Source organism: Lysinibacillus sp. NPDC094177, assembly GCF_050279145.1.
Lineage (GTDB): Bacteria > Bacillota > Bacilli > Bacillales_A > Planococcaceae > Lysinibacillus.
In genome coordinates this window covers 447646-473710 of sequence record NZ_JBNNTW010000002.1, presented here as the reverse complement: position 1 = coordinate 473710, position 26065 = coordinate 447646, and the positions used below count along the sequence as shown (strand labels likewise).

Sequence of the window (26065 nt, the reverse complement as noted above, 5' to 3'; positions counted from 1 at the left end):
ACACTCCTTCCTAAGCAAAATTTGTTGCATCTAAAATAGCTTGCTCTAGTTGAGCTACATAAGTATTTCTTTGTGACTCTGTATAGTTAAAATGTTGTTGCATAACTTGAATGACCTGCTGTTTATACCGTTTTACTGCATCAATATCAAAGTATAATAAACCTGTTCGACGGATAAAGAAATCACTTGGTGTGTACACCATTTCCGCTTCTATTCCATAAAGTAGCATTGCATGTAGAGCAAGGGGCATCGTACTACCATGTTCATGCAAATATTTCACCTGGTTATATAATGCATCAACATTCGTGCCATATTTTTGTACAAGCTGTTTTGCTTCATCATAATTTAGACCATACTGCACGCCCTCTTTAGCTTTATAAGTACTATAATCAGTGAAATTGATGGCATTAATGCCTTTTGCACCAGAAAGTGACAACTCACGTGTTACACATGGACTTGCGTGCTTATATTTATGGGTTTTCACAATTTTATCAACGATTGTTTCTGCCATTTGACGGTAGCCCGTTAGTTTGCCACCCGCAATCGTCATAAGTCCACTCGGAGCCGTCCAGATCTCATCTTTGCGTGAAATTTCGGATGGATCCTTCCCTTTTTCAAAAATAAGTGGACGCACACCTGCCCACGACGATTCAATCGTATCTCTTGAAATATTTGCAGTTGGAAAGACAGTTTTTGCAGCATCAATTAAATAATCAACGTCCTCTTGGGTAGCGACAGGATGTACAGGGTCTCCCTCGTAAACTGTATCTGTTGTCCCTATATAGGCTTTACCATCACGTGGAATAGCAAAGGCCATACGCCCATCCGCTATATCAAAGTACACTGCTTGTCGTAATGGAAAATCCTTTTGATCAAGGACAATATGGACCCCTTTTGTTAGACGTAACTGCTTTTTATCTACTACTTTATCCTTTTGGCGAACCTCATCTACCCAAGGTCCAGTAGCATTGACGATTTGTGCAGCATGCACTTCGATCTTTTTCCCTGTAACATGATCCTTCACTTGTACTCCAACAAGCTTTTTCTTCTCATATAAAAACTCTGTCATCTCCGCATAATTTAGACAAAGTGCCCCATATTCCACAGCTTTTTTCAGCACTTCAATTGTCAGACGGGCATCATCCGTACGATATTCAACATAATAGCCACCACCAATAAGCTCATCTCGATTGAGTAAAGGCTCTAGCGCTGCCGTTTCCTGAGCGTTTAACATTGTTCTACGTTCATGCTTTTTAACACCTGCTAATCGATCATATACCTTCAGTGCCATTGATGTTGTAAATGGTCCAAGTGAGCCCTTCTTATATAATGGTAATAGCATCTTTTCAGGAGTTGTCACGTGAACAGCATTGTCATAAACAATTTCACGCTCACGCCCAACCTCAGCTACTACACCTACATCAAGTTGCTTTAAATAACGAAGTCCACCATGAATAAGCTTTGTTGAACGGCTTGATGTACCCGCAGAAAAATCCTGCTTCTCAATCAAAGCGACCGATAACCCTCTAGATGCTGCATCAAGCGCAATGCCTGCGCCTGTAATGCCGCCACCAATGACTAAAACGTCAAAGCTATATTCCTCTAAAAAATGCATAATTTTAGGACGATGTTCAAATGAAAACATATCTTTCTCCCCCATCAGCTATAATTTGAAAATAAGTGTAACCTCTACTGCGTATGCTAGCTTGTATAAATAGTAAAAACTTTAAGCTTAGAAACTCTGGTATACCTATAAAATTCCTTTATGCAGCATGGACTATTCATGTAGTTCACGATTATTGTCAGGCGTTACAACTACATTACCCGTTTAAACATTTTTTCCACTTCATAAGTTGTAAAATGTATTAGCACCGGACGTCCGTGTGGGCATGTAAATGGATTATCGGCATTGCGTAAATCTTGCAGCAACGTATCCATTTGCTCTTTCGTTAAATAATGATTGGCCTTAATCGATTTTTTACAGCTCATCATAATAGCTGCAGCCTCACGTAACTTTTTGACGTCCGCCTTTTTAGTTGTCAGTACTTGTTCAATTAAGTCCTCAATAATTTCTTGTTCTTCCCCCTTAGGGAACCAGCTAGGATGCTCTCTCACAACAAATGATGATTGCCCAAATTCCTCTAAAAATACGCCAACAGCTTCTAACTCCTGTCCATTTTCTCTTAATATAAGAGCTTCGTCTGCAGCATAATGGAAAGTCAATGGAAGCAATAAAGCCTGACGCTCATTTGGGTTCACCTGACCGACCTTTTCACGGAAAAATTCATATTTAATACGCTCCTGAGCAGCATGCTGATCAATTAAATAAAAGCCATCCTCCATCTGTGCCACAATATACGTGCCGTGAATTTGCCCTACCACTTCAAGATCAGGAAATGGTTCTTTAATAGGCTCATCCTTTAGAACTTCCATTGGCTCCTCTAACGTCACTTCATCATCAGGAGGATTTACTTCCATCAGTGGTGTCTGTTGCCAGCTATCTTCAACAACAACCGGAATGGATTCGGGGTCTCGCACTATAGGGTCTATTGTGTTCGATTCCTTTACAGTTTGTACATCATAAAGCTTTTCTACAATGGTGTTCATTTTCTCCACATCAAGCTTTGGCGCCGGCTTCCATATATTTAACTGCTCCGTCACAGACTTTACAATTTTCTCTTTTTTTTCCATTTGAGGTACTCGAATAACATTGCGGATTTTCTCTCGTATTGTTTCTTCAATTAGCTTAAGAAGTTCAGGCTCTTTACTTAAACGTATTTGATGCTTAGCAGGGTGAACATTGACATCCGTTAAATAAGGATCGCCCTCTATAAAGAGCGCTACAATTGGAAAACGTTCAATAGGCAAATACGTATGATAGGCATCTACAATCGCTTTTTGTACCAAATAATGCTTCACCCAGCGACCATTTACAAACAATGACATATAGTTTTTCGAAGCACGAGTCACCTCTGGTAGTGATACGAAGCCTGAAATTTTATAATCATGCGATTCTCCATTAAATGCCACCATTTTCTTGGCATTATGCACACCGTAAATGGCAGCTAATACTTGCTGTACGTCACCTCGTCCATTTGTTTGTAACAATTGCTGACCGTTATGCAGCAATCTAAACGCAATTTGAGGATTTCCGAGTGCAAGACGATTCATCAGATCAATTGTATGTCCAAGCTCGGTCTGTATTGTTTTCATATATTTTAATCGTGCAGGTGTATTGAAAAATAACTGTGCTATTGTAATATCTGTTCCTTTACGTAAAGGGCCAGGCTTATGTGTAGCGACATGCCCACCCTCTAGCTCTAAATACGTTCCTGATTCACCATTTGATGTAATGAGTGTCATCTTTGACACTGATGCAATTGAAGCTAATGCCTCACCACGGAAGCCAAGTGTACGAATTCGAAACAAATCATGTTCCTGATGAATTTTACTTGTCGCATGGCGGGAATATGATATTAATGCATCCTCTTCATCCATGCCACTACCATTATCAATTACCTGAATTGAAGTGAGGCCCGCTTCTAGTAAAAAAACATCAATGGACGTACTTCCTGCATCAATGGCATTTTCAACAAGCTCTTTAACTACAGAGGCTGGTCTTTCAACTACTTCCCCTGCCGCGATTTTATTGGACAGCCACTCGTCCATAATTTGTATTTTTCCCATAGCGCATCACTCCTTTACTTTTTTGCGTTTAATAGCTGCTGCTGTAATTCGTATAAAATATTCATCGCTTGCATTGGTGAAGTGCCCAGAATATTTACTTTTTCTAGGTTTTTAAGCACCTCTGCCTCGGATGGAGAGAGTGATTCTTCCTCTGTAAATAGTGACATCTGTACTGGCTTTTCAACAACTTCCTGTGACACAGCTACTTCTTTTCCAGCCTCAAAGTTTTCAAGCAGCACTCGTGCTCTAGTTAAAATTTCCTCTGGCAATTGTGCAAGCTGCGCTACATGAATTCCGTAAGATTTATCGGCTGCTCCCTTTTTTACCTTGTGTAAAAAGACAACTGTTCCATTTTTTTCAGTAGCTGATACATGTACATTTTGCAGTCGAGGAAGCTCATTTTCGAGTGCCGTTAATTCATGATAGTGTGTTGAAAACAGCGTGTTTGCTCCAATTTTGTCATGAATGTATTCCATCATGGATTGAGCAAGACTCATGCCATCATAAGTAGATGTCCCACGACCAATTTCGTCAAACAGCATTAAACTATTTTTTGTAGCATGCATAATAGCGTGCTGAGATTCTAACATCTCCACCATAAATGTTGATTGTCCTGCAGCTAAATCATCCGCTGCACCGATACGTGTGAAGATCTGATCTGTAATTGGTAATCTAGCTTTTTCAGCAGGTACATAACAGCCCATTTGCGCCATGACAACAATTAGTGCAACCTGACGCATATACGTACTTTTACCGGACATATTCGGACCTGTAATAAGCATCATATTGTTATTTTCCTCAAGTACACAATCGTTTGGTACATACATTTGCTTATTGAGCATTTTCTCAACAACCGGATGGCGTCCTTCAATAATTTCTAGCGAACGCCCTCCATGAAATTCAGGCTTTGTAAATCGATATTTCTCTGAAACACTTGTAAAGCTTAATAGCACATCTAACTCACTAATGCTTGCCGCTAACGCTTGGACACGTGGAATAAATGCCTTTAATTCATCACGTATTTCCACAAATAGGTTATACTCTAACGTTAAACTTTCTTCCTCAGCATTTAAAATTAATGCTTCTTTTTCCTTAAGCTCCTGAGTAATATAACGCTCGGCATTTGCCAAAGTTTGTTTACGTTCATAGCGTGTTAAATCAGCTAAATGGATATTAGATTTCGTAATTTCAATATAATAGCCGAAAATTCGATTGTAGCCGATTTTTAAATTTTTAATGCCTGTTTTCAGCCGTTCTTCTTGTTCTAGTTGCGCAATCCAATCCTTGCCATTACGAGAAGCATAACGTAACTCATCTAATCGCTCATTATAGCCATCGCGAATGACGTCCCCCTCTTTAATCGTAATTGGTGGATTGTCTGTAATAGCACGAGCTAATAATGCCTCTACATCCGCACATGTATCCAGTCCAGCGCCTAGCTTTTGCAAAGTTTCTTTATGGGCACCAAGTAATTGCTGCTGAATTGCAGGTACTTGACGTAATGAATCACGTAGCTGCGCTAAATCACGCCCACCTACATTCCCAAAAGCTACACGCCCAGCTAAACGCTCTAAATCGTATACTTGTTTTAAAGAGGCTTGAAGCTCTGTTCTTACAAAATATTCCTCCAATAAATCAGTGACGGTTGCTAGTCTTGCTTCAATGGTAGAACGTGAAGCAAGAGGTTGGTGTAACCATTGCTTTAATTTTCGTCCCCCCATCGCTGTCACTGTGTCATCTAGCAACCATAAGAGTGTGCCCTTTTGATCTCCACCGCGAATAGATTGAATAAGCTCTAAATTACGTTTAGAGCTTGAGTCAATACGTAGATAGTTTTTCATTTCATTATAGGTAAATGCTTGAATATGTGATAATGAACGCATTTGTGTTTTATCGATATAAGCTAGTAAACGAAGACAAGCAATTTGTAAATCATTTGGCACCGCATCTAAATAATGTGCAGCTTTTTCCAATGACATTTCATCTGTTCCAATAGAAAGTACGATACCTGCGTTTACTGCATGCTCTGCTAATAGAAGCTGCAAACTTTCCGTGACAATTAATTCACGAATACCGTATGCCTGCATTTGCATTAAAAGTGCTTTACCATCCCCCTCAATCGAGGAAGCTACTGCTTCACCTGTAGATAAGTCTAAATAAGCATAGCCAAATGTTGTATCATCAAATTGCTCCGCAGCACCAATAAAATGATTGGTTTTACCATCGAGCGACTTACCTTCCATTATGGTACCCGGTGTAATAAGCTGTACGACTTCACGCCTCACTACACCCTTTGCTTGCTTTGGATCTTCTGTTTGCTCACAAATTGCAACCTTATAGCCTTTTTGCACAAGTGTTTCAATATAATTTTTTGCCGAATGATGCGGAACACCACACATTGGTATACGCTCTTTTGCACCAGCATCCCGGCTCGTTAATGTAATCTCTAAAAGTTGAGAGGCATTAATAGCGTCCTCAAAAAACATCTCGTAAAAGTCGCCTAATCTAAAAAATAAAAAGGCATCCTTGTAATCTTCCTTTACCTGCAAATACTGTTGCATCATTGGTGTATATGTTGTCATTTTAAAATTTCCCTCGCTCTAACCATATAGATATTTTTATTATAACAAAAGATACATGCGAAACGCTTAATTCACCTTTTTTAAGATGCTAGCGCTTCGCATGTATCAAAGAAATATGGTCTTTAATATTATCTCGGTCTTTCATCAGGAAACGATGACGACTCTAAAACATACCTTCCTTCTCCACTTGAGCTAGACGAAGAGCTGGAGCTCGAGCTAGATGAAGACGAGGATGAACTCTCATCATCAAAGCTCCATTCCTCTTCGAAATCTAGTGGATGCACACTAATGCAAATCGTCGTTTCTCCCATTACCTCTACAACGACTTCGCGTTCTACAACGATTTCAAATTTCGTACCACATGGAGAAATGATTGCCTCTATGCAGTTTGGCTCTTGAATAACACGTACACGAACATCATCACCAACACTAACTTCTCCTTCTCTAAAAGAAAGCTTCACTTTGTCTTTATAGTGAACCGTTTCAGAAAACACTGCTGTTTTCGAATGATTACTATAGGCATACCATACATTGACATCAAATTTACCTGATACTTCTACAAATTTACCGACTTTTTTCGCGGAGCAAGTATGATTGATAACCCAGCAACCGAGAATACTCGTCGGCTTATTTGATGGACTTAATGTTACACGTTCTTCCGTTCTCTTCTTCCCTTTGGCAACTACTGCTCTCGTCACGATTTGTCGTAAACGTTTCAGCGCAATTCCTCCTTCGACTCTTTTCACTCCATCATATGCAGGTAGCGCCTATTGGGTGAACATATATTTTATAGAATAGAATTGCAGATAAAATTCTTATTTCATATTATGTTGTCTAAATCACGATAACTTCTACGAGTATTGGAGAATAAAACATTAAAAATAGCCCGAATTACATCATTCGAGCTTTTCATATTGATGAAAAACTCAAATGTCAATGAAATTAAGATGTCCTAAAGTATGGCTCCTCAGCAAAACGAGGGGTTGATTTCCGTTCCATCTGGGGGCGTCCGATGAGCCGCTTGGGCCAAAAGGATTTTGGTCACGAAGGCGTTATCACAGGACGTGATGCTTTTAGACTTCGTTCCTCTTTCGCTGATCCCCAAGGAGTCGCCCAGCCTCCACTCCAATCAACCATTTCACATAGCATGTATCTTCTGCATGTCATTCTAATTTATAGTGATAAAAAACGAAATTTCAGCAACGATTTTAATATTCGAAAGCAAAGAGGCATCAACAATGTTTTCTGTGCGAAAGCGTTGTGCTTACGTAGCGACAGCAACAACAATGTTTTCTGTGCGAAGGCGTAGTGCTAACGTAGCGACAGCAACAACAATGTTTTCTGTGCGAAAGCGTAGTGCTAACGTAGCGACAGCAACAACAGATTTACAATTGCGTCACTGTTACAAGTCTTCTCCGTCCGATTATGGTGAGTAGCACGGAACGTAACACCCTCATCTAAAGCGTTACAACATTCACAAGATTTCCTTAATCATTTTTCCAAAATATGAAAAGCTCGAATGAAATCATTCATTCGAGCTTTTCTTTCTATTATTTTTAAGAGCAGCTACCTGGTCTTGAATTTGCTACCTGTGAGCCAGTTTCTCCATAAAGTAAATCCCCACCAGTTGAGCGAATAATCTCATTTGTAACATTGTTAGCAATTGTGTTCGACACTAATTGCAATAAATCATTTACATCACCTTGAGATTCTTTAAATTGTTGAACCACTGGGATTGCGTTGATCTCTTCTTCGATTTTTTCTATTTTTTCTTCAATTAATTTAAGTGCTTTTTCTTTCCCTAAGTGTTGGAAATTAACAGCTTGCTTTTGTAGGCTTTTTAGACTTGCAATACGTTCACGTACTAGTTGGTTTTCATTAATTTGTGCTTCTGCCTTTTTGAAAAATTCAACTTCTGGCGTATTGGCAATCATGTGTGCAATTTCGTGTGACTTCTTGATTAAATCATCTTTTGTATATAATACTTGTGACATTTACGCTTCCACCTTTTCATTTTTTACTACTTCTACGAATTCACCACTCAGTGAATATGAAGTAGCTTCAACTATTTTTACCTTCACTAATTGACCAATTAGATCTGCTGGGGCTTTAAAGTTTACAAGACGGTTTTTACGAGTATAGCCAGCTAACACATCCTCGCGTTTTTTACTTGTACCTTCGACTAAGACTTCTACTATTTCACCCTTCAAGCCCTCTAATGCTTTGCGAGAGTATTCCCCTACAACCTCATTTAAACGGTGAAGACGTTCTTTTTTCACTTCTTCAGGTACATTATCGACCATTTTGGCAGCAGGTGTACCCTCACGAGGAGAATAAATATAAGTAAAGGCCATTTCAAAGCCTACTTCACGGTACAAGGATAAAGTCTCCTCAAATTGCTCCTCTGTCTCATTAGGATAGCCTACGATAATATCAGTCGTTAGTGTTACTTCCGGAATAGCCGCTTTAATTTTAGCTACTAAACCAAGGAAATGCTCACGTGTATACTTACGCGCCATAATTTTTAGCACATCATTTGAACCAGATTGTACTGGTAAATGAATGTGTTCAACTAAGTTACCACGTTGTGCAAGTACTTCGATTAAATGATCATCGAAGTCTCGTGGATGACTCGTTGTAAAACGAATACGTGGAATATCAATTTTTCGTAATTCATCCATTAAATCACCAAGTCGATATTCAATATCCTCAAAATCCTTACCGTAAGCGTTGACATTTTGCCCCAATAACATAATTTCTTTATAGCCCGCAGCCGCTAGTTCACGAACTTCAGCAATAATTTCCTCTGGACGGCGACTACGCTCCTTACCACGCGTATAAGGTACAATACAATACGTACAGAATTTATCACAACCGTACATAATATTTACCCAAGCTTTGATGGAGCCAAGACGTTTTTTCGGCAGATTCTCAATAACATCGCCTTCTTTAGACCAAACCTCAATGACCATTTCCTTAGACATATATGCTTCTTTTAAAATGTTCGGTAAACGGTGAATATTATGTGTACCAAACACCATATCGACATGTGGATAACTTCTTAAAATTTTATTTACAACGGATTCTTCCTGTGACATACAGCCACAAACCCCGATTAGCATTTCTGGATTTTTACGTTTATATTTTAGTAGGAAGCCCAGTTCTCCAAATACTTTGTTTTCTGCATTTTCACGGATAGCACATGTATTCAATAGCACTACATCAGCTTCATCAATCACATCTGTAGGCGTATAACCTAGCTGCATAAAAATCCCAGCCATAACTTCCGTATCATGCTCATTCATTTGGCAGCCATACGTACGAATATAAAAAGTACGCCCCGTACCCATACCTGCAAACTCTTCTGCAATGTTAAAGTCCTTATGGTACTTAACTTCTTCTTTCCCACGTTTTTTAGCATCTTTTAATGAAGGTGCCGTAAAGACCGTTTCAAAATATTTACTATAATCCTTTTCAGGCTTGTCTTCTTTTTTTGGTTGATTGACTTGTTGATTTGCTAAGCGTTGTTCTTCATTCATCGCAATCAGGTAACTCCTTTCAAACGAATTCCATACATTTGAATTCCCATTTTACTATTATACTGAATAATTGCAACATCCTACAAGGTTTGCGTACTAAATGTCGCGGTTTAGACTTAATTACTCTTAGCTAGATGAATATTTTCGTTATTTAGTTTGAGAGGGCTATCCGTCGCTTTGTTCACTCTTTCTAACATAAAAAATCACCGAAGATATATCCATCAACGGCGACATTTATTATAGTTCTATATATTGTTTTTGGCGTTGATCAAACCCAATAATTGTTTGAACACCAAAGCTCTTTAGCAAATTTGCATTGGCAAATGTATACTTACCTAAATCGTCTGGGAAATGCGCATCTGAGGAAACTGTAAAGGCTACATCATGGTCAATTAATATTTGCAAAAATCGAGGTCCGGGGCACATTTCCTTTACTGGATAGCGATAATATAAGCCGGCATTTATTTCAGTGGCCGTTTGTGTTGTCACAAGTGCCTTTGCGATTCTTTCATACCAAGTTTCAAGAAAAACCTTACCCTCCACTTGATAGTCAAATACTTTAAAGTTGTCCAAATGTGCTACAAAATCAAACATATTCGAGAGGATCATTTTTTCTACTGTGGCAAAAAAACGCTCATAGTTCTGCTGTAATGTAGCAGCATTCATTTCCTCAAATATATATTGTGTTTGAGGGTTATCAAAGCCCCATCCATCCACAAAATGGACAGATCCGATAACATAATCCCATGGATATCCTTCTAGTAATGCTGCTAATTCTTCCTCACCACCGACAAAATAATCGGCCTCGATGCCAAGCTTTAAGGAAATACCATGACGACTCCACTTTTCCTTTGCTCGAATAATGGCTGATACAAAATCATCCATGCTTTCCGTCATGACACGATCCAGCCAGTAACGTTGCAATTTACCAACTTCATTGTCATCCAGCTGCATATAACGTTCAAAATATGCTCGCGTCTCCTTGAAACGATATAGATGGTCGACAATGCCAACCTCGCGCAAACCAAGCTGCTTTGCCTGTTGTAAATATAAATCTAACCATTCCTCACTATAGCAGCCATTCTGTATTCGCTTTGATAACTGTTGCATTTGCAACTCTATAAATGCTTTAGAACCTTTTGCTGCTCCTTTATCTTCATTAAAAAATCTAATTGCTTGAGAAGTACGCTCTAGCCAACGAAATGAATATGGGCCCTCCTCTAAATGTACATGATAATCAATCATACGCTTTCCCTCCATTGCATACCGTCCACTTTCCCTCATATGTTTGCCACTCTGATGGGCAAACTATATCACAAAGAATTTCTGAGCACTCTTCTATGTGACCAATTTGATAAAAGGACTTTCCATTTATTTTAGATGCATCCGCTAATAAAAAGTTCATCTTGCTATGGTCAATCATTTTTTTAGAAATTAACGATTCATCTAAATCATAATCGTATACGATACCTTCACTTATACCACCACAAGATATAAACGCTTTATCAAAATTCATATTTCCTAATAATTCTAATGTCATTGCTCCCGTTACTGAAGATTGCCTTGGATTTGTCGTTCCACCAAGTAATATGACCTTCCCCGTCATTCGCCGCTCTTCTATAGCCAGATTGAATTGTACAGCCGCAGCGATAGAATTGGTTACGACTGTTATATCATCGACTGCCAATAAAAAATCTGCAATATGCACCGTCGTAGTACCTGTATCTACCACAATTGTATCTCCGTCACATATACGTCTAGCAGCTAAACGAGCTATATTGCGCTTTGCCTCTTTTTGCATTTGAAGCTTACGCAAAAATGCTGGTTCATTTCTAACGTTCGTATACTTCACAGCTCCTCCATGTACTCTCGTTAATAAATGCTGTTGCTCTAGCTCATCAAAATCTCTACGAATCGTTTCAGGTGCCACTTGTAATTCATCTGCAATATTGGCAACAACAATTTTTCCATCAGCCTCTAGATGTTTTAAAATGAATTCAAAACGTTCAATTTTTGCATATGTCATGATAATGCAATCACATCTTCTCTCGCCACATAACACACATATTTCTTACCAAGTTCAAACGAATGCCCTCGTTGATGTAGCTGCTCCATCGTAAAGAGACATTCACCCTCAAACGTTGTCCGAATAACATTACCGCTCATTAATGACTGCTTCGCCTCTCCGGTAATGCAAACATCCCCCTGTCTCTGATCGAGACGAATAGCTTCTGGTCGAATCGCAAATTTTGAGCATTCTGGTAACGTCTCGCCAATCATTTTCCCAAGGGCCTGACGCGTAAAGACATTGTAATGACCGATAAAATTAGCGATAAATTCACTTTCAGGGCTTGTATAAATCACAGTTGGTGTTCCACTTTGTTCAATCATCCCATTATTCATAACAAATATTCTGTCAGAAACAGCCATCGCTTCCTCTTGGTCATGCGTAACTAAAATCATCGTTATGCCTAGCTTTTGTTGGATAGCTCGTAAATCTGCTTGTAGTTTCTTACGAATTTGGGCATCTAGTGCACTGAGCGGCTCATCTAACAGCAATACCTTTGGACGTACAATTAAAGCTCGAGCAAGGGCAACACGCTGCTGCTGACCGCCAGATAATTCTTTCGGATATGCGTTTGCTTTTTCACTTAAATGTACTATTGCAAGCATTTCTTGAACACGTTGATCAACTTCAGCAGTATTTACTTTTTGCATGCGTAAACCGAAGGCTACATTTTCTTTCACCGTCATATTTGGGAATAGAGCATATGATTGAAATACCATACCAACTTGACGATCCTTAGGTTGAACACCCATCATATCCTTGCCTTCAATGATAATTTTCCCTGCCGATGCATCTGTTAAGCCTGCTACAATACGTAAAATTGTACTCTTACCACAGCCACTCGGACCTAAAAGAGTTATAAATTCACCTTTTTCAATCTTCATATCTATATTTGATAAAACCGTCGTTAATCCATATTTTTTATGAAGTCCTTCAATCACAATATAACTCATAGATTTGTAGCACCTTTCGATTGTTTCGTTAATCTTGCAATAACGAACGTTAATAAGCCCATAAGAACGATATAAACGAGTACAACTGCACTAGCAATATGTCCACTTGTACTAAGCTTCTTCATTAAATAAATTTGCACCGTTTCAAAGCGAGAACCAACCACAAGATTTATCAGTACAAATTCTCCAAAAAGCACAGAAAACGATAATAATGCACCTACAAATAAACCCGGATAAACAGTAGGTAACAATATTTTTGTAAATGCTTGCTTTTTAGATGCTCCAAGTAATTGTGCTGCATCTAAAAGCTGCCGTGCGTCTACATTTCGTAAACTATTGCGTGTCCCTTGATAAATGTATGGTAGGATACTGATGACATAGGCCCCTAAAACTACTAAAATCATCGGAACACCAAATTTGCTATAAACACGAATGAGCCCGACTGCTAAAATAATTCCAGGGAATGAATACACCATAACAACTGCTATCTGAATCCATTTTTCGTATTTTGGAAAATACAACACGATCACAAAAATGGCTGGTACGATGACGAGCAATGCAATCATTACTGCCCCACTCGACAATAAAACAGAACGTCCAAACGCCTGTATAAATTCTGCATCCTGAAATAATGTAGCAAGCCATTTAAATGTTAAACCTTCAGGCAAAATGGTCTTATTCCAATTTGTCGCAAAGGCATAAAGCATTGTTGCAGCAACCGGCAACACTAAATACACCGCTAACAGGAGGAAAAATAAATCAGCAATGCCTCTTTTTTTCACTATAGCTTCCTCCTTGTTTTTGAAATGCTCCACTCGCTTAATAGCATCGCAGTCACCATCGTAACTGCTAGTATTACCGCAATAGCACTTGCCAGCTCTGGCTGAGCGAAAATATCACCCTTAATAAGAGAGCCAATACGAATGGCCACTAAATTGTAACTACTATTTGTTAGAGCATAGGCTGAGGCATAAGCTCCCATTGCATTGGCAAACAATACGCTAAATGTTCCGACTATCCCAGGAAGCATAACGGGAACACCAATCTTCTTCCAAAACTGCCATGTTGACGCTCCAAGGAGTGCCGCTGCTTCCTTCCATTGCTGTTGAATTCCATCATAAATTGGGTATAAAAGCATTAATGCTAACGGTAGCTGAAAATAAACATAAATAAGTAACAAGCCACCCCAGCTATAAAGAGAAAATGACGATAATGCGTCGATACCCCATTTATCGAATAGCAATGTAAAGAGCCCACTATTGCCAAGTAATACGATAAAAGCAAATGCTAACGGAATACCTGAGAAGTTTGATGTTAAGTTTGTTAGTATTAAAATTTTCTCGCGCACTGGCTCAGAAAATCTCATAATCGCATAAACTGCAAATAAGGTAACGATCAAGGCAATTACTGCCGAAATAACGGACAGAGTAATACTATTTTTAAAGCCTTGTAAAATGTAATCATTCGTTAATACTGATTGATATTGTGCAAGTGTAAAACCATCACTATTTTGAAAGCTTGTGATTAGCATATACAGTAACGGTATTAAGAAAAATAACAAGACAAGTACTAGAAAAGGAGAAAGCCAGGCAACTGTTTGCCGCTTCGAAATCAAAACAATCACTTCTTTCAATATTTAATAACAGCCATTTAGATTAGTATTGATTAATCATTTATATTAATTAGAAGTCTCATCACCACAACGTGTGAGTTGATTTCCGTTCCGGCTGGGCGCTTTCCTGGGGGCGTCCGATGAGCCGCTTGGGCCAACACGAGGTTGGTCACGAAGGCGTTATCACAGGACGTGATGGTTTTAGCCTTCGTTCATCTGCCTGCTCGCTCCAGGGTCTCATCTGTGACGCTAATCCCCAAGGAGTCGCCCAGCCTCCACTCCAATCAACTAATACATGGCATATGTTTTAAAAATGTCAGCACCAACCTTTGGTAAGTAGCTAATTACATGCCTGAATTAATATTGATAATTAAACTCTTTTTAAAGACTGCATCCCCTCTAATAACAGCGGAACCATTTCATCAGAGGGTTCGATATTCAATAAATTACAACATAGCGGGGCAACTTGTAGCTGTGATACAATCTCATCCTTAATGCCTGCTTTCACGCGATTTGAAATAACAAACATTGGTACATGACGATCTTCAGCTGTTGTTCCTCCATGATTACCATCGCTCGTCATCCCATGATCAGCTGTCACTATAACCTCATAGCCCTTTGCAAGACATTTCGGGATAAATAGAGATAATAATGCATCAACTGCTAAAACACGATTTCGATATTGTGCTGAGTCAGCTGTAAATTTATGACCATCATCATCTACATTCATCGGATGAATATATAAGAAATCAGGTTGCTTTTGATCCATTAGCCATGCAGCATCAGCAAATAAATGACTGTCTGGGTAGTGATCCTCAAAGTAGAACATGCCATTCTTTATCGGTAATTGAGTATCTAATTGTAGCCTGTCTTCCATATGCACAAATGGCGCACGATTGTATAGCTCACTTACCCAATAATAGGCAGCAGCTGCTGTAGACAAGCCGTTTTCTTTCACTAAATGAAATAGACTATTTTGAGTGGATAAACGTACTGTCATATTGCTCGTCACCCCATGTACAATAGGAGGTGTCCCCGTTAAAAGCGTTTCATATAATGGCCTTGATAGTGACGGGACCTCTGAGCAAACCTTGTAGCGTGCTGCAATCTTACGTTCAACTAGATGGTGCATAAATCCCATATGAGTACAGGCTGTATCAAAGCGAAGTGCGTCAACGACAATTAATACAACTTTATTATTTTCCATGAATTAATACCTGCTCCTGATATAGTTGTGGAATTTGCTTTGTTGTTTCTTCCCATTTCTTTTGATCTTTTACTGGCTGTGCATTTTTGTACATTTCTGCAGGTAATAATAGCTTCTGAACATCTTGAGACAATTGAACCTTGTCACGAATTGGACGAGCGTAACCCTTCGCTAAATTTTCTTGCCCTGCATCTGATAAAATGTATTCACGAGCAAGCATTGCTGCATGAGGATTTTTGGCATATTTATTAATGATCGTTGCATAGCCTGACGTTACAGAACCTTCCGATGGAATGACGACATCAAAACGTTTCTCATCGATTTGGTGTCGATAGCCAAGTGCATTAAAATCCCATAAGATGGCTACGTCAATTTCGCCTTTTTCTAAATTCGCTACAGATGGATCGCCTTTTAAACGTCCTTGTTTAGCTAAGTCTGCAAAAAAGTCTATTCCTGGTTGAATATTCGATTCATCGCCACCAAATGCCATAGCAGCAGCTAAAATAGCAAACTGTGCTTGATTCGCTGTTAAAGCATCACCAATGCTGACAGTGTAATTTCCGTTTTTAATGTCCTCCCAAGATTTTGGGGCGTTTTTGACGTTGTTTTTATCAGTTAAAAATGAAATTGTCCCAGTGTAACCCACAATCCAGTTTCCTTTATCATCCTTTGCCCAGTCAGGTATTTCATCCCAGTAAGATGTTTTGTACGGTAATGTTAACCCCTTCTCCTTGGCAATCGGACCAAAGGCAATTCCGACGTCACCAATATCTGCAGTGGCATCATCCTTTTCTGCCTCAAACTTTGCTAGCTCCTCAGCACTCGACATATCTGTATCCTTATGCTTGAGGCTATATTCAGTACCAAGCTCTTCCCAAGTCTCCACCCAGTTAGCCCATGTATCTGGCATACCGACAGAATTTACAGTTCCTTCTTCTTTTGCTTTTTTCGTAATTTCTTCAAGTGTCAAATCACTTTTCACTTCGTTAGAACTAGATGAACCGTCAGAACAAGCTGCCAACATTGAAATTGCTAACGCTCCGATTAGACCTTTCTTCCACAACTTTTGAATTGCCATGAGTTGGAACCTCCATTTGTTTATGTTTGTTTTCATTTGCCTTACAACAGTTATGTTAAAAAACAAACATTAAGCAAGTATGGAGGACGTTAAAATATTCAGTAAAAATTATTAAGGAATTATGAAAATCTATGAACAATTATTAATTTTAGGAGGGATAGTAAAAGTTTTAGGGGAAATAAGAAGGATTCTAGTTCTGTATGCGCACGTTTATGTAGCTTTCCAAGACGTGCACACACACTCTAGATTATTTTTATAAACCAAGAAAATCTGCATATGTATGCGGCTCGTTTTCCTTTAATATTGTTAAAAATGTAAATGCAAGCTGTACAACTGACCACCATCTCATATTGTAGGACATCTCAAAGCGAGCAGGTTCTAATGAAAAAACATCCTGAAAAATATCAAGTGGCTCAATTTGTTCATCTTTTAGTATCGAGAGAAAACCTAAAAACAACGTATGATCTTTTACCTCAATCATTTTTCCATCAACAAGAGCATCAATATTTTCCGGTTGATGAAAATTACATTGTGTAGCAACATACCTTTCCAATTCCTGTGCACGCTGTCTTTCTTCGCGTTCTCTTTTCTTTGCAATAAAATCAATGACGTTACTCACGCGCATCGCCTCTTCTTTTTTTCTTTTATTGTAGCATTATTTACAAAACTATTGCCCGAACACACTCCCCATTTTTTCCTTTTACCAAAACAAAAAGAATGATATTAACAAATTTGTCAAAACCATTCTTTTCTCAAGATATTTTATCAGGTGTACCACTTTTATTAATTAAAGGCTCACTCACCATCAAAAGCGTGAGGTTGATTTCCGTTCCGGCTGGGCGCTTTGTTGCTGTGCGAAAGCGAAGCAGCAGCTACAATTATCACAAGGCAAAATTGATTGGGATTGTTATGGTCACTTTCCCTCCACTAGCTGGTAAATCATTATCAATTAACAACGTTCCTCCATGATTCTGAACAATTGATTCGGCGATATAAAGTCCCATACCATGATGATTTCCTGCATTTCTGCTTGGATCTCCGCGATAAAATTGTTTGGTAGCCTCATTTAAATCTCTCGGAGAAAATCCACAGCCGCTATCGGTAACAGTAAATTGAACAACATCAGAAGCTCCTTTAACTATTAAAGAAACATTTCCATTTATCGGCGTATACTCCACTGCATTGACAATAATATTTAATATCGCTCGACTGAAAAGTTCCTCATCGATAAAAATACGCTCTGGTAGTATGCACTTTTGTACATCAACATGAAGTTTTTTTTCAGACGAAAGAGCCTTCATTTGATTGTCCAACTCTGTAAGAAATTTCTCCGTTTTAACGAATGTTTTTTCACGAACGATATTTTTCTCCATTTTCGATAGATCAATAAGCTCTTTTGTGAATTTTTCTATTACAATCGTATTTTTCAAAATATAGTCATTATATTCTCTTTGTATATCATCTTGATCCGTATCCTGTAAAAGTTCTGCATTCCCCCGAATAATTGTAAGAGGTGTTTTCAGATCGTGGGCAAGAGCAGAAATTTGTTCTCTACGTGCCTGTTCTGATTCCCATTGCTGTTTTAAAGAGCAGTTTAAAGCTTCCCTCATATGCTCAAGAGAAATGGATATTTCATCTATTTCACGAATTCCTGAAGTATTTATTGTAAAATCCAAATTTTGATTTTGTATTTTTTCAATCGCTTCCTGTAAGCCAAACATTTTTTTCTTTAGACTTCTGCCAAAGTGTATCGCGAGCGCAGCTGCATAAGTTACTATTCCCACTATAAACAATAGAAACACTAATAGCTGCGGATTAGGCAAATATTTTCTTAAAACTTCTGAACGATACTGAGGTACTAAATAATATCGTAATATACAAATGTCATTTTCTCGCTCTATAAACGAATAAAATTGGGAACCACCTTGAGTTTCCCCTTTTTTCATGACATCCCAAGCTTTAAAAGCTTCTTTTTCTGAAAGATTCCCTGCAAGAAATTGTCCATCTTTAGAAATAACAGCGTAGTCAACAAGGTCTGGAATAATATCAGCTGTAACCGAACTACTGGACGCAATGCGATCCCTTGATAATGAAACTTGAGTTTCTGCATAATTTGCTGGCAAAACGATGTTGGCAGAAAAGGAAAATAAGAATAAACTAAACAGTAGTACTACTAATAGAATAGTGCCTATACATAGGAAAAGGAGATATCGAAGAAAAAAAGTATGTAGGCGTGTTCCTTTATTGGGCTTCATTGTCTCCATTTATATCCGATCCCCCAAACAGTGTCAATGACGTCAATATCAAAGGCATGTAGCTTTGAACGAATATTTTTAATATGCTCAGTAATAGCAGTACTGTCACTTTTTCCATCAAATCCAAAAATCGTTTCATAAATCTTTTCTTTAGGAAACACTTGTCCTCGATTTCGAGCTAGAAATTCGCATATTTCATATTCGCTTTTTGTCAGTATTACCTTCTCTTCATTTACAAACAGCTCTTTGCCGGATAGATTGAAGTGAATGTTATCTACAAAAAGGATGCTACGTCTTTCTCTTTTTTCGCGCCTCAAATGCGCATTCACTCTTGCACGAAGCTCCCCAATTCCAAACGGCTTGATAATGTAATCATCTGCTCCAAGACCAAGACCATACATTAGATCCTCCTCCAATGATTTAGCCGTTAAAAAAAGGATTGGACAATCTACAGCATGACGTATTTGGCCACATAAAGTAAATCCATCAATTTCGGGCATCATCACATCCAATAAAATTAAATCGAAGGCACCAAGATCCAATTTACTTACTTCTGTCGCATCAGAGACTGCTGTTACTAAATGTTCATTTTTTAGTAATGCATTTTTTATCAATACTAAAATATCTTTTTCATCATCTACTGCTAATATTTTTGCCATATTTCTACCCTCATCATTTCTTCAAACCCTAATTATCAGACTTTCTTCCTTCCCATTTCCAAAACCATAAACAAGATAGGACTAATGCAAGCAATGTCCCGCAAGCTGAAGCAATAATACCTTCCTGTAGTCCTATTTCCATCGTCGATTGGTCAAGCCCTGACGCCTTCATTTCCCATAATGAAACAAAGTGACCACCCCAACCATAAGGTATAAATGACCAAATACCATCACCTAGTCCAGTGAGGAGTAGGGCTACTATTAGTGATCCGACAATACCTAATCCGATTGAAGCACCTTTACCAAAATGAAAACTAACGAAAAAATGTAAAATATATAAAAATGCAAAGCTAACAAATAGAATACATCCAGCTATGAAATAAAATTGATAACCAAAAGTATCTTCATGCAAAATTTCAATAAATCCAATACTAAAAATACCGAAGGACAGTAATATTGCTCCAAAACTAAATAACAATAACATAAGCAGCTTGCTTAAATAGGCCACTACTTTTGTTTTAGTAGCTGTTAGCATCTCCTGAAAATGTCCTGCATTTGCTTCTTGCTCCGCTGCCATTGCACAAACTAATCCAATAATAATTGGAAACCCGCATGCTACTGCTTGAAGATATGCCGTTACCCTATCATTGAAATCCCATGGTGAATACGTATAGTATGCTAAAAACATCCCTGAAATAATAATAGGTACAATTAGATGTGTGAGCAAAAATGGCGTTCTTTTTGTTTTAAGAAACTCTGCTCTAAGTAATCTTAACATTACCATGAACTATTTCGCCTCCCTTTTCTGAAACCAACGTGCAGTAAAGAAGCTGATTAATGCAAACCATGCTAAAGCAATTAATATACCTGGAACTAAAACCGACATGTTTAATAACGGGCTACCTTCAGGCACTGGCAGACCATTTGGTAAAATCTCTAATGTTGGACATATTAGTCTTGCTGTAATGGCATAAGGAACGCTATACCAAAACTCTCCATTTGCAAATGCAATCATACCAGCAATATTGCCGACTAAATTTATTAAAATAGCCATATAAGTTCCTAATTTTGCCGCAAGGAATAAACACAGTGGAATTTGCCATAAAAACGTTACGAAAATTAACAAACTACCCGTAAGACTATTAATGAAAGAATAGCTTTTGCCAAAAAGTATTCCACCAGCTGTAATACCTGCAAAGAAAATAAGTGTCGCTAATAATAACCAGGCAATACAAGCAAGTATTTTGCCAAACCAAATCTTCTTCAGATCGAGCGGCATTGCGAGTATACTATGATATTTCAATTTAGCATCTTTTTCCATCACTAATGCACAACATATCGTCAGAGCACCTGGTAAGAGCATTGTATACCACCAATTATAAGCGCCACTTTGAAAAAACCTTCCTCCCATTAATACGGCAGTTAATAATATCGCCACAATGGGTGCTAGCCACACTAATTTAGGAATAAAAGTCTTTTTCCATTTTAATCTTTCAGCCTTCATAATTGAGATCATGTTACATGCCTGCCTTTCTATTAGCAGACACTACTTTCATAAATAATGATTCTAATTCCTGACCTTGTGGGGCAACTCCCTGATAACCTAATTTCCCTCCTGCAATGATGCCAATTTCATCAACGACCTGTTCTACCTCTGAAAGTATATGGCTAGATAAAATGACTGTAATCCCTTGCTCAGGAAATGATCGAATCAGTTTTCGAAGCTCTTGAATGCCAATTGGATCAAGACCATTTGTCGGCTCATCAAGAATTAAAAGCTTTGGATAGTTTAATAGCGCAATAGCTATTCCTAGACGTTGTTTCATCCCTAACGAAAATTGTCCTGCTCGTTTTTTTCCTGTATTGGTCAAGTCTACGATTCTTAATACTTCATCAATACGTGACTGTGGCAATCCGAGGGCAATCGTTCGAACCTTGAGATTTTCTCTTGCCGTTAAATTTTCATAAAGCGGTGGTGTTTCAATTAATACACCAATGTCTTTTAAATCATTACGATTCCATTCACGTCCATTAAAAAGTATCTTTCCTGCATTCGGACGCAACATTCCCGTTATCATTTTTAACGTTGTTGATTTCCCTGCACCATTTGGACCGAGCAAACCATAAACAGTATTGCGAGGTATCGTTAACGACAAGTCCTCTACAATTTTTTGCCCTTTAAAACTTTTACTAAGATTTTCTGTTTGTAAAATAATATCTTCCATAATCATCTTCCTTTCGATGATTATAGTGTAAAAAATGATTATAAGGATTTTATAAGGATAACGAAAAATTTTGTGGAGCATCACAAAGAAAATCAATGATAGAGTATAGCTTCGGCAAAACGAGGGGTTGATTTCCGTTCCGACTGAGCGCTTTGTTGCTGACGCTTCGCTTTCGCACAGAGCAAAGCTTTCTGGGGGTCCGATGAGCCGCTTCACTTAGCGTGTACCTCTTGGCAATTTATAATATAAAGCGAAACCTTAGCAAAATGTTATATCTGTGTGGAAGCATAGTGAAACGTAATGAGCGGCAACAAATGTTCTGCGCGAAAACGAAGTGTCGGAAAAGCAAACAGGAATCACATCACTGTCAGTAGCTATAGCGCTCACTTTCGCGATGGGAAAAATTTACAAAACAAACCACCTTCGTCAAACTTTATTTAATATGTCATCTTAATTCATTGTCATCGCAGTCTTCAAAAAACACAAAAAGCATTTGGAATGTACTCATTCCAAATGCTTTTTATCACGCTATATAAAATTTAATTTACATAAATTCTTTCACTAATTCATTAAAATCATTTTCGCTCATTTTAATATCAATATCTGTTAATGGTAGCTCTGAGTAGCCTGGTACTTTTTCTTGATATGAAGTTGTTTCTGTATCTTGATAAATAATACCTGTTACTAAACCTTCATGCTCCATCACTGTACGCATTGCCATACCACGATCAGAACTATCATAGCCTTCGATATCAGCAAGCTTCGTTAAGTTTTCTTTAAACCAATCGTACGTATTCACTTTGTTATATGTAACACAAGGTGAGAATACGTTGATGAATGAGAAGCCTTTATGGTTAATACCTGCTTCAATTAAAGCTGTTAACTCTTTAATATCTGTTGAGAAACCTTGTGCGACAAATGTAGCTCCACTTGTTAAAGCTACTTCTAACGGTTTTAATGACGGCTCAATCGCACCACCCGGCGTAGATTTTGTAATAAATCCTGCAGCAGAACGTGGAGATGTTTGCCCCTTTGTTAAACCATAAATTTGGTTATCCATAACAACGTATGTGATGTCAATATTACGACGGATAGCATGAATTGTATGACCCATACCAATCGCAAATCCATCGCCGTCACCACCAGAAGCTATAACGTTTAAATCACGGTTAGACATTTTTAAGCCTTGTGCAATTGGTAATGCACGACCATGAATACCGTGGAAACCATAAGAATTAATGTAACCTGAAATACGACCAGAACAGCCAATCCCTGAGATAACAGCTAATTCGTTTGGTTCAATTCCAACGTTTGCCGCGGCGCGCTGAATCGCTGCTTGAACAGAGAAGTCACCACAGCCTGGGCACCAGTTTGGTTTCACTGTATTACGAAAATCCTTAAATGTTGCCATTAGCGAGTCAACTCCTTCACACGATTTTCTAATTCACCTGGCAAGAATGGTGTACCATCATATTTTGTAATAGTCTCGATTTTATCGTGACCACCAACATTCATCTTCATAATATTTGCTAATTGACCTGTGTAGTTATTTTCTACAACGATTACTTTTTTCGCTTTTGCTACAAGTGGTGCCACCTCAGCAGATGGGAATGGGTGAATTAAGCGAATATGTGCATGGTTCACCTTCATACCTTGAGCATTCAATCGTTCTTGTACTTCTTCAATTGCTCCACGTGTTGAGTTAAAGCCCACTAATAAAATATCGGCTTCTTCGTGTGGCGCATTAGAATGTACTGGATTATCAAATTTCAATGCTGCTAGCTTACGGAAACGTTTATCCATTTGTACTTGACGGTTACCAGTTGCTTCAGATGGTTTACCTGTTTCATCGTGTTCAACCCCTGTTACATGGTGAATACCGTTTAACGTACCAGGTAGCACACGCGGCGAAATACCGTCTTCCGTATCTTCATAACGTTTGAAGTATGCTTTATCAGCAGCTTCTTCAATGTCGCCTGTAACAATATTACCGCGACGAATTTCAATTTTATTGTAATCGAATGGCTCTACAGATTGTTTACCTAGAGATAATTGCAAGTCAGTCATTAAAATAACTGGTAATTGTAATTCCTCTGCAATGTTAAACGCTTGGATTGTGTCAAAGAATGCTTCCTCCATTGTAGAAGGTGCTATTACTACTTTTGGAATTTCACCATGCGTACCATATAACATCGCCATTAAATCTGATTGCTCTTGTTTTGTTGGTAACCCTGTTGATGGACCACCACGTTGTGTATCTACAACAACTAGAGGCTGCTCCGTCATACCTGAAAGACCAAGTGCTTCCATCATTAATGAAAGACCAGGGCCAGCAGAAGCTGTAAAGGCACGAACACCACCAAAGTTTGCACCAATTGCCATTGTCGCTGCTGCAATTTCGTCTTCTGTTTGAATAACCGCACCACCGAATTTAGGTAATTTTTTAATAAGGTATTCCATAATCTCAGAAGCTGGTGTAATTGGGTAAGCTGCCATAAAGCGTGTCCCAGCTGCAAGTGCACCAAGTGCTACTGCATCGTTTCCGATCATGAACATACGGCGTTTACCGTCTGCTGGAGCTAAAGCCCATTCACCTACACGATTGCCTAAAAGCTCACTCATAATTTGACGGCCTCGTGCAATAGCCTCCATATTTTTTTGGACTACTTCTTCACCTTTTCTGCCAAAAATATCGTCTACAACATTTTGGAATACTGCATTATCTAAATTTAGTAATGATGCAGTTGCCCCAATGGCCACCATATTTTTCATTAACGAAGTACCTAGCTCTGCTGCAATTTCTGTAAACGGTACTGCAAATAATGGCGCCTTTGAATCTTCTGGCTTCACTGGATCAAATTTTGAATCCGCTAAAATAATGCCTGTTTCTGTTAGTTCTTTATAATTGACGTCGATTGTTTCTTGGTCGAACGCTACTAAAATATCTAAATCATCCGCAATAGAACGTACTTCTGTTGGACGAACTGTAATTTTATTATTCGTATGGCCACCTTTGATTCGAGAAGAGAAATGACGGTAACCGTATAGGAAGTAACCTAAACGATTCATTGCCATTGAGAAAATTTCGCCTGTACTTTCAATCCCTTCACCCTGTTGCCCACCGACTTTCCATGAAAGCTGATGTAACATGTCAACAACTCCTTAGATCCAATGTGTATGCTATTATTTTTCCTTCATAAGTTTAACACGAAGAAACGGTCTGCACTATTGTTATTCCACGATTTAACCGAAAATCAGACCTTTGACTGAAAATGGGTTCATAAAGTTGTAATTTTCAAATCAATTAAGTTTAAAAAATTAACTTGCTGATTTCAAGTGACATTTAACATGTCAGTATGTAGAGCATGAGACATTCTCATATCCTTATTTCTATATAAACGAAAAAATGCCTTGCAGCTTATTATGTGCAAGGCATTTTACTTCATTACATTTTATCGAATACGTTTTTCCACAAGAAGCTTTAAGGCTGTACGTTCTTCACCAGCAATTAAAATATCGGCAAACGCCGGTGCGCAAATTAAATCTGTGCCGCTTGGCGCTACAAATCCGCGTGCAATGGCCACTGCTTTCACGGCTTGGTTAAGTGCACCTGCCCCAACTGCCTGCATTTCTGCTTGCCCTTTTTCTCTGATTACCGCGACTAATGCACCTGCAACTGAATTTGGATTAGAGCGTGATGATACTTTTAATGAATCCACAATTATTCCTCCCCGTTTCGCGAATAGTGTTTACGCTCAACAACTCATGTCCCCCTTGTTTGGACCTCAAGTTATTGTCGATAGGTCATTTTATGCTCGGCAGGAAGAAAATAGACTATTTTCATTTCTTATATATTGAAACAATCGAAAAATACTGAAAATTTACATTAAAAATCTATGACTATGAAATAAAGTATGGCTCTTCGGCAAATCGAAGGGTTGATTTCCGTTCCGACTTTTCCTAGGGGCGTCCTATGTGCAGCTAATCCCCAAGGAGTCGCTATCGGAACACTTTTACGATTTATCGACCAACTTTTAAATTTTATCGACTAACTTTCACTTTTTATCGCCCAACTTTTGAATTTTATCGACTAACTTTCACTTTTTATCACCCAACTTTTGAATTTTATCGACATCTACCTGCCAAAGAGCAAAAAACGATTGCCATAGCAAGTATCCTCTGACACGATAACAAAAGAGT

23 protein-coding genes are annotated in these 26065 nt (G+C 38.5%); 1 reads left to right on the top strand and 22 read right to left on the bottom strand.

Annotated features, from left to right (window positions below):
* Nucleotides 1-10: 10 nt before the first annotated feature.
* The 4 genes from ACQKNC_RS05760 to cotE all read right to left on the bottom strand — a co-directional run bounded on the left by ACQKNC_RS05760 (nucleotide 11) and on the right by cotE (nucleotide 7015).
* The gene (locus ACQKNC_RS05760) at nucleotides 11-1645 is read right to left on the bottom strand and encodes a glycerol-3-phosphate dehydrogenase/oxidase (protein WP_427423894.1); all 1635 of its coding nucleotides are present in this window, start codon (nucleotides 1643-1645) and stop codon (nucleotides 11-13) included.
* A gap of 170 nt (nucleotides 1646-1815) precedes the next feature.
* The gene (mutL, locus tag ACQKNC_RS05755; protein ID WP_427423893.1) at nucleotides 1816-3687 is read right to left on the bottom strand and encodes a DNA mismatch repair endonuclease MutL; all 1872 of its coding nucleotides are present in this window, start codon (nucleotides 3685-3687) and stop codon (nucleotides 1816-1818) included.
* A gap of 14 nt (nucleotides 3688-3701) precedes the next feature.
* Complete coding sequence (mutS, locus tag ACQKNC_RS05750; RefSeq protein WP_427423892.1) at nucleotides 3702-6269, bottom strand: DNA mismatch repair protein MutS; 2568 nt, start codon at nucleotides 6267-6269, stop codon at nucleotides 3702-3704.
* A gap of 128 nt (nucleotides 6270-6397) precedes the next feature.
* Complete coding sequence (cotE, locus tag ACQKNC_RS05745; RefSeq protein WP_427423891.1) at nucleotides 6398-7015, bottom strand: outer spore coat protein CotE; 618 nt, start codon at nucleotides 7013-7015, stop codon at nucleotides 6398-6400.
* A 492-nt stretch (nucleotides 7016-7507) separates the two neighbouring features.
* Here cotE and ACQKNC_RS05740 point away from each other — a divergent pair, with 492 nt between their 5' ends.
* Nucleotides 7508-7705, top strand: coding sequence for a hypothetical protein (locus ACQKNC_RS05740; protein ID WP_427423890.1), 198 nt, complete (start codon nucleotides 7508-7510; stop codon nucleotides 7703-7705).
* A 120-nt stretch (nucleotides 7706-7825) separates the two neighbouring features.
* Here the strand turns inward: ACQKNC_RS05740 and ACQKNC_RS05735 are convergent, their stop codons facing one another.
* The 18 genes from ACQKNC_RS05735 to ACQKNC_RS05650 form a co-directional block, all read right to left on the bottom strand.
* A complete protein-coding gene (locus tag ACQKNC_RS05735) occupies nucleotides 7826-8263 on the bottom strand; it encodes a RicAFT regulatory complex protein RicA family protein (protein WP_427423889.1) in 438 nt (145 codons plus the stop codon).
* Nucleotides 8264-9808 carry a tRNA (N6-isopentenyl adenosine(37)-C2)-methylthiotransferase MiaB gene (gene miaB, locus ACQKNC_RS05730; RefSeq protein ID WP_427423888.1) on the bottom strand — a complete coding sequence of 515 codons (1545 nt, stop codon included), beginning with the start codon at nucleotides 9806-9808 and terminating at the stop codon, nucleotides 8264-8266.
* A 237-nt stretch (nucleotides 9809-10045) separates the two neighbouring features.
* The gene (locus ACQKNC_RS05725) at nucleotides 10046-11053 is read right to left on the bottom strand and encodes a histidinol phosphate phosphatase domain-containing protein (RefSeq protein WP_427423887.1); all 1008 of its coding nucleotides are present in this window, start codon (nucleotides 11051-11053) and stop codon (nucleotides 10046-10048) included.
* On the bottom strand, nucleotides 11046-11834 hold the full coding sequence (locus tag ACQKNC_RS05720) for a DeoR/GlpR family DNA-binding transcription regulator (RefSeq protein WP_427423886.1): 789 nt from the start codon (nucleotides 11832-11834) through the stop codon (nucleotides 11046-11048). The genes ACQKNC_RS05725 and ACQKNC_RS05720 overlap by 8 nt, the downstream gene beginning before the upstream one ends.
* Nucleotides 11831-12829, bottom strand: a complete 999-nt coding sequence (locus ACQKNC_RS05715; protein WP_427423885.1) for an ABC transporter ATP-binding protein — start codon at nucleotides 12827-12829, stop codon at nucleotides 11831-11833. Before ACQKNC_RS05715 ends, ACQKNC_RS05720 begins: the two co-directional genes overlap by 4 nt.
* Entirely contained in the window at nucleotides 12826-13611 is a 786-nt protein-coding gene (locus ACQKNC_RS05710; RefSeq protein WP_427423884.1) for an ABC transporter permease, read from the bottom strand. The genes ACQKNC_RS05715 and ACQKNC_RS05710 overlap by 4 nt, the downstream gene beginning before the upstream one ends.
* Nucleotides 13611-14453, bottom strand: coding sequence for an ABC transporter permease (locus ACQKNC_RS05705; protein WP_427423935.1), 843 nt, complete (start codon nucleotides 14451-14453; stop codon nucleotides 13611-13613). The genes ACQKNC_RS05710 and ACQKNC_RS05705 overlap by 1 nt, the downstream gene beginning before the upstream one ends.
* A 358-nt stretch (nucleotides 14454-14811) precedes the next feature.
* On the bottom strand, nucleotides 14812-15648 hold the full coding sequence (locus tag ACQKNC_RS05700; RefSeq protein ID WP_427423883.1) for an alkaline phosphatase family protein: 837 nt from the start codon (nucleotides 15646-15648) through the stop codon (nucleotides 14812-14814).
* Nucleotides 15638-16726, bottom strand: coding sequence for an ABC transporter substrate-binding protein (locus tag ACQKNC_RS05695; protein WP_427423882.1), 1089 nt, complete (start codon nucleotides 16724-16726; stop codon nucleotides 15638-15640). The genes ACQKNC_RS05700 and ACQKNC_RS05695 overlap by 11 nt, the downstream gene beginning before the upstream one ends.
* A gap of 253 nt (nucleotides 16727-16979) precedes the next feature.
* Nucleotides 16980-17351 (bottom strand): 2-oxoglutarate ferredoxin oxidoreductase subunit beta, encoded by a 372-nt coding sequence (locus tag ACQKNC_RS05690; RefSeq protein ID WP_427423881.1) that lies wholly within the window; start codon nucleotides 17349-17351, stop codon nucleotides 16980-16982.
* A gap of 256 nt (nucleotides 17352-17607) precedes the next feature.
* Nucleotides 17608-18990 carry a sensor histidine kinase gene (locus ACQKNC_RS05685; protein WP_427423880.1) on the bottom strand — a complete coding sequence of 461 codons (1383 nt, stop codon included), beginning with the start codon at nucleotides 18988-18990 and terminating at the stop codon, nucleotides 17608-17610.
* A complete protein-coding gene (locus ACQKNC_RS05680) occupies nucleotides 18978-19640 on the bottom strand; it encodes a response regulator transcription factor (protein ID WP_427423879.1) in 663 nt (220 codons plus the stop codon). The genes ACQKNC_RS05685 and ACQKNC_RS05680 overlap by 13 nt, the downstream gene beginning before the upstream one ends.
* Nucleotides 19641-19668: 28 nt before the next feature.
* Nucleotides 19669-20424, bottom strand: coding sequence for a lantibiotic immunity ABC transporter MutG family permease subunit (locus tag ACQKNC_RS05675; protein WP_427423878.1), 756 nt, complete (start codon nucleotides 20422-20424; stop codon nucleotides 19669-19671).
* 3 nt (nucleotides 20425-20427) lie between these two features.
* On the bottom strand, nucleotides 20428-21156 hold the full coding sequence (locus ACQKNC_RS05670; protein WP_427423877.1) for a lantibiotic immunity ABC transporter MutE/EpiE family permease subunit: 729 nt from the start codon (nucleotides 21154-21156) through the stop codon (nucleotides 20428-20430).
* A gap of 1 nt (nucleotide 21157) precedes the next feature.
* Nucleotides 21158-21865 (bottom strand): lantibiotic protection ABC transporter ATP-binding protein, encoded by a 708-nt coding sequence (locus ACQKNC_RS05665; protein ID WP_427423876.1) that lies wholly within the window; start codon nucleotides 21863-21865, stop codon nucleotides 21158-21160.
* Between the two features lie 544 nt (nucleotides 21866-22409).
* Nucleotides 22410-23276: a 2-oxoacid:ferredoxin oxidoreductase subunit beta gene (locus tag ACQKNC_RS05660; RefSeq protein WP_427423875.1), complete on the bottom strand. Its 867-nt coding sequence runs from the start codon at nucleotides 23274-23276 to the stop codon at nucleotides 22410-22412.
* Nucleotides 23276-25015 (bottom strand): 2-oxoacid:acceptor oxidoreductase subunit alpha, encoded by a 1740-nt coding sequence (locus ACQKNC_RS05655; RefSeq protein WP_427423874.1) that lies wholly within the window; start codon nucleotides 25013-25015, stop codon nucleotides 23276-23278. Before ACQKNC_RS05655 ends, ACQKNC_RS05660 begins: the two co-directional genes overlap by 1 nt.
* Nucleotides 25016-25317: 302 nt before the next feature.
* A complete protein-coding gene (locus ACQKNC_RS05650) occupies nucleotides 25318-25584 on the bottom strand; it encodes a stage V sporulation protein S (protein ID WP_004224903.1) in 267 nt (88 codons plus the stop codon).
* Nucleotides 25585-26065 lie beyond the last annotated feature (481 nt).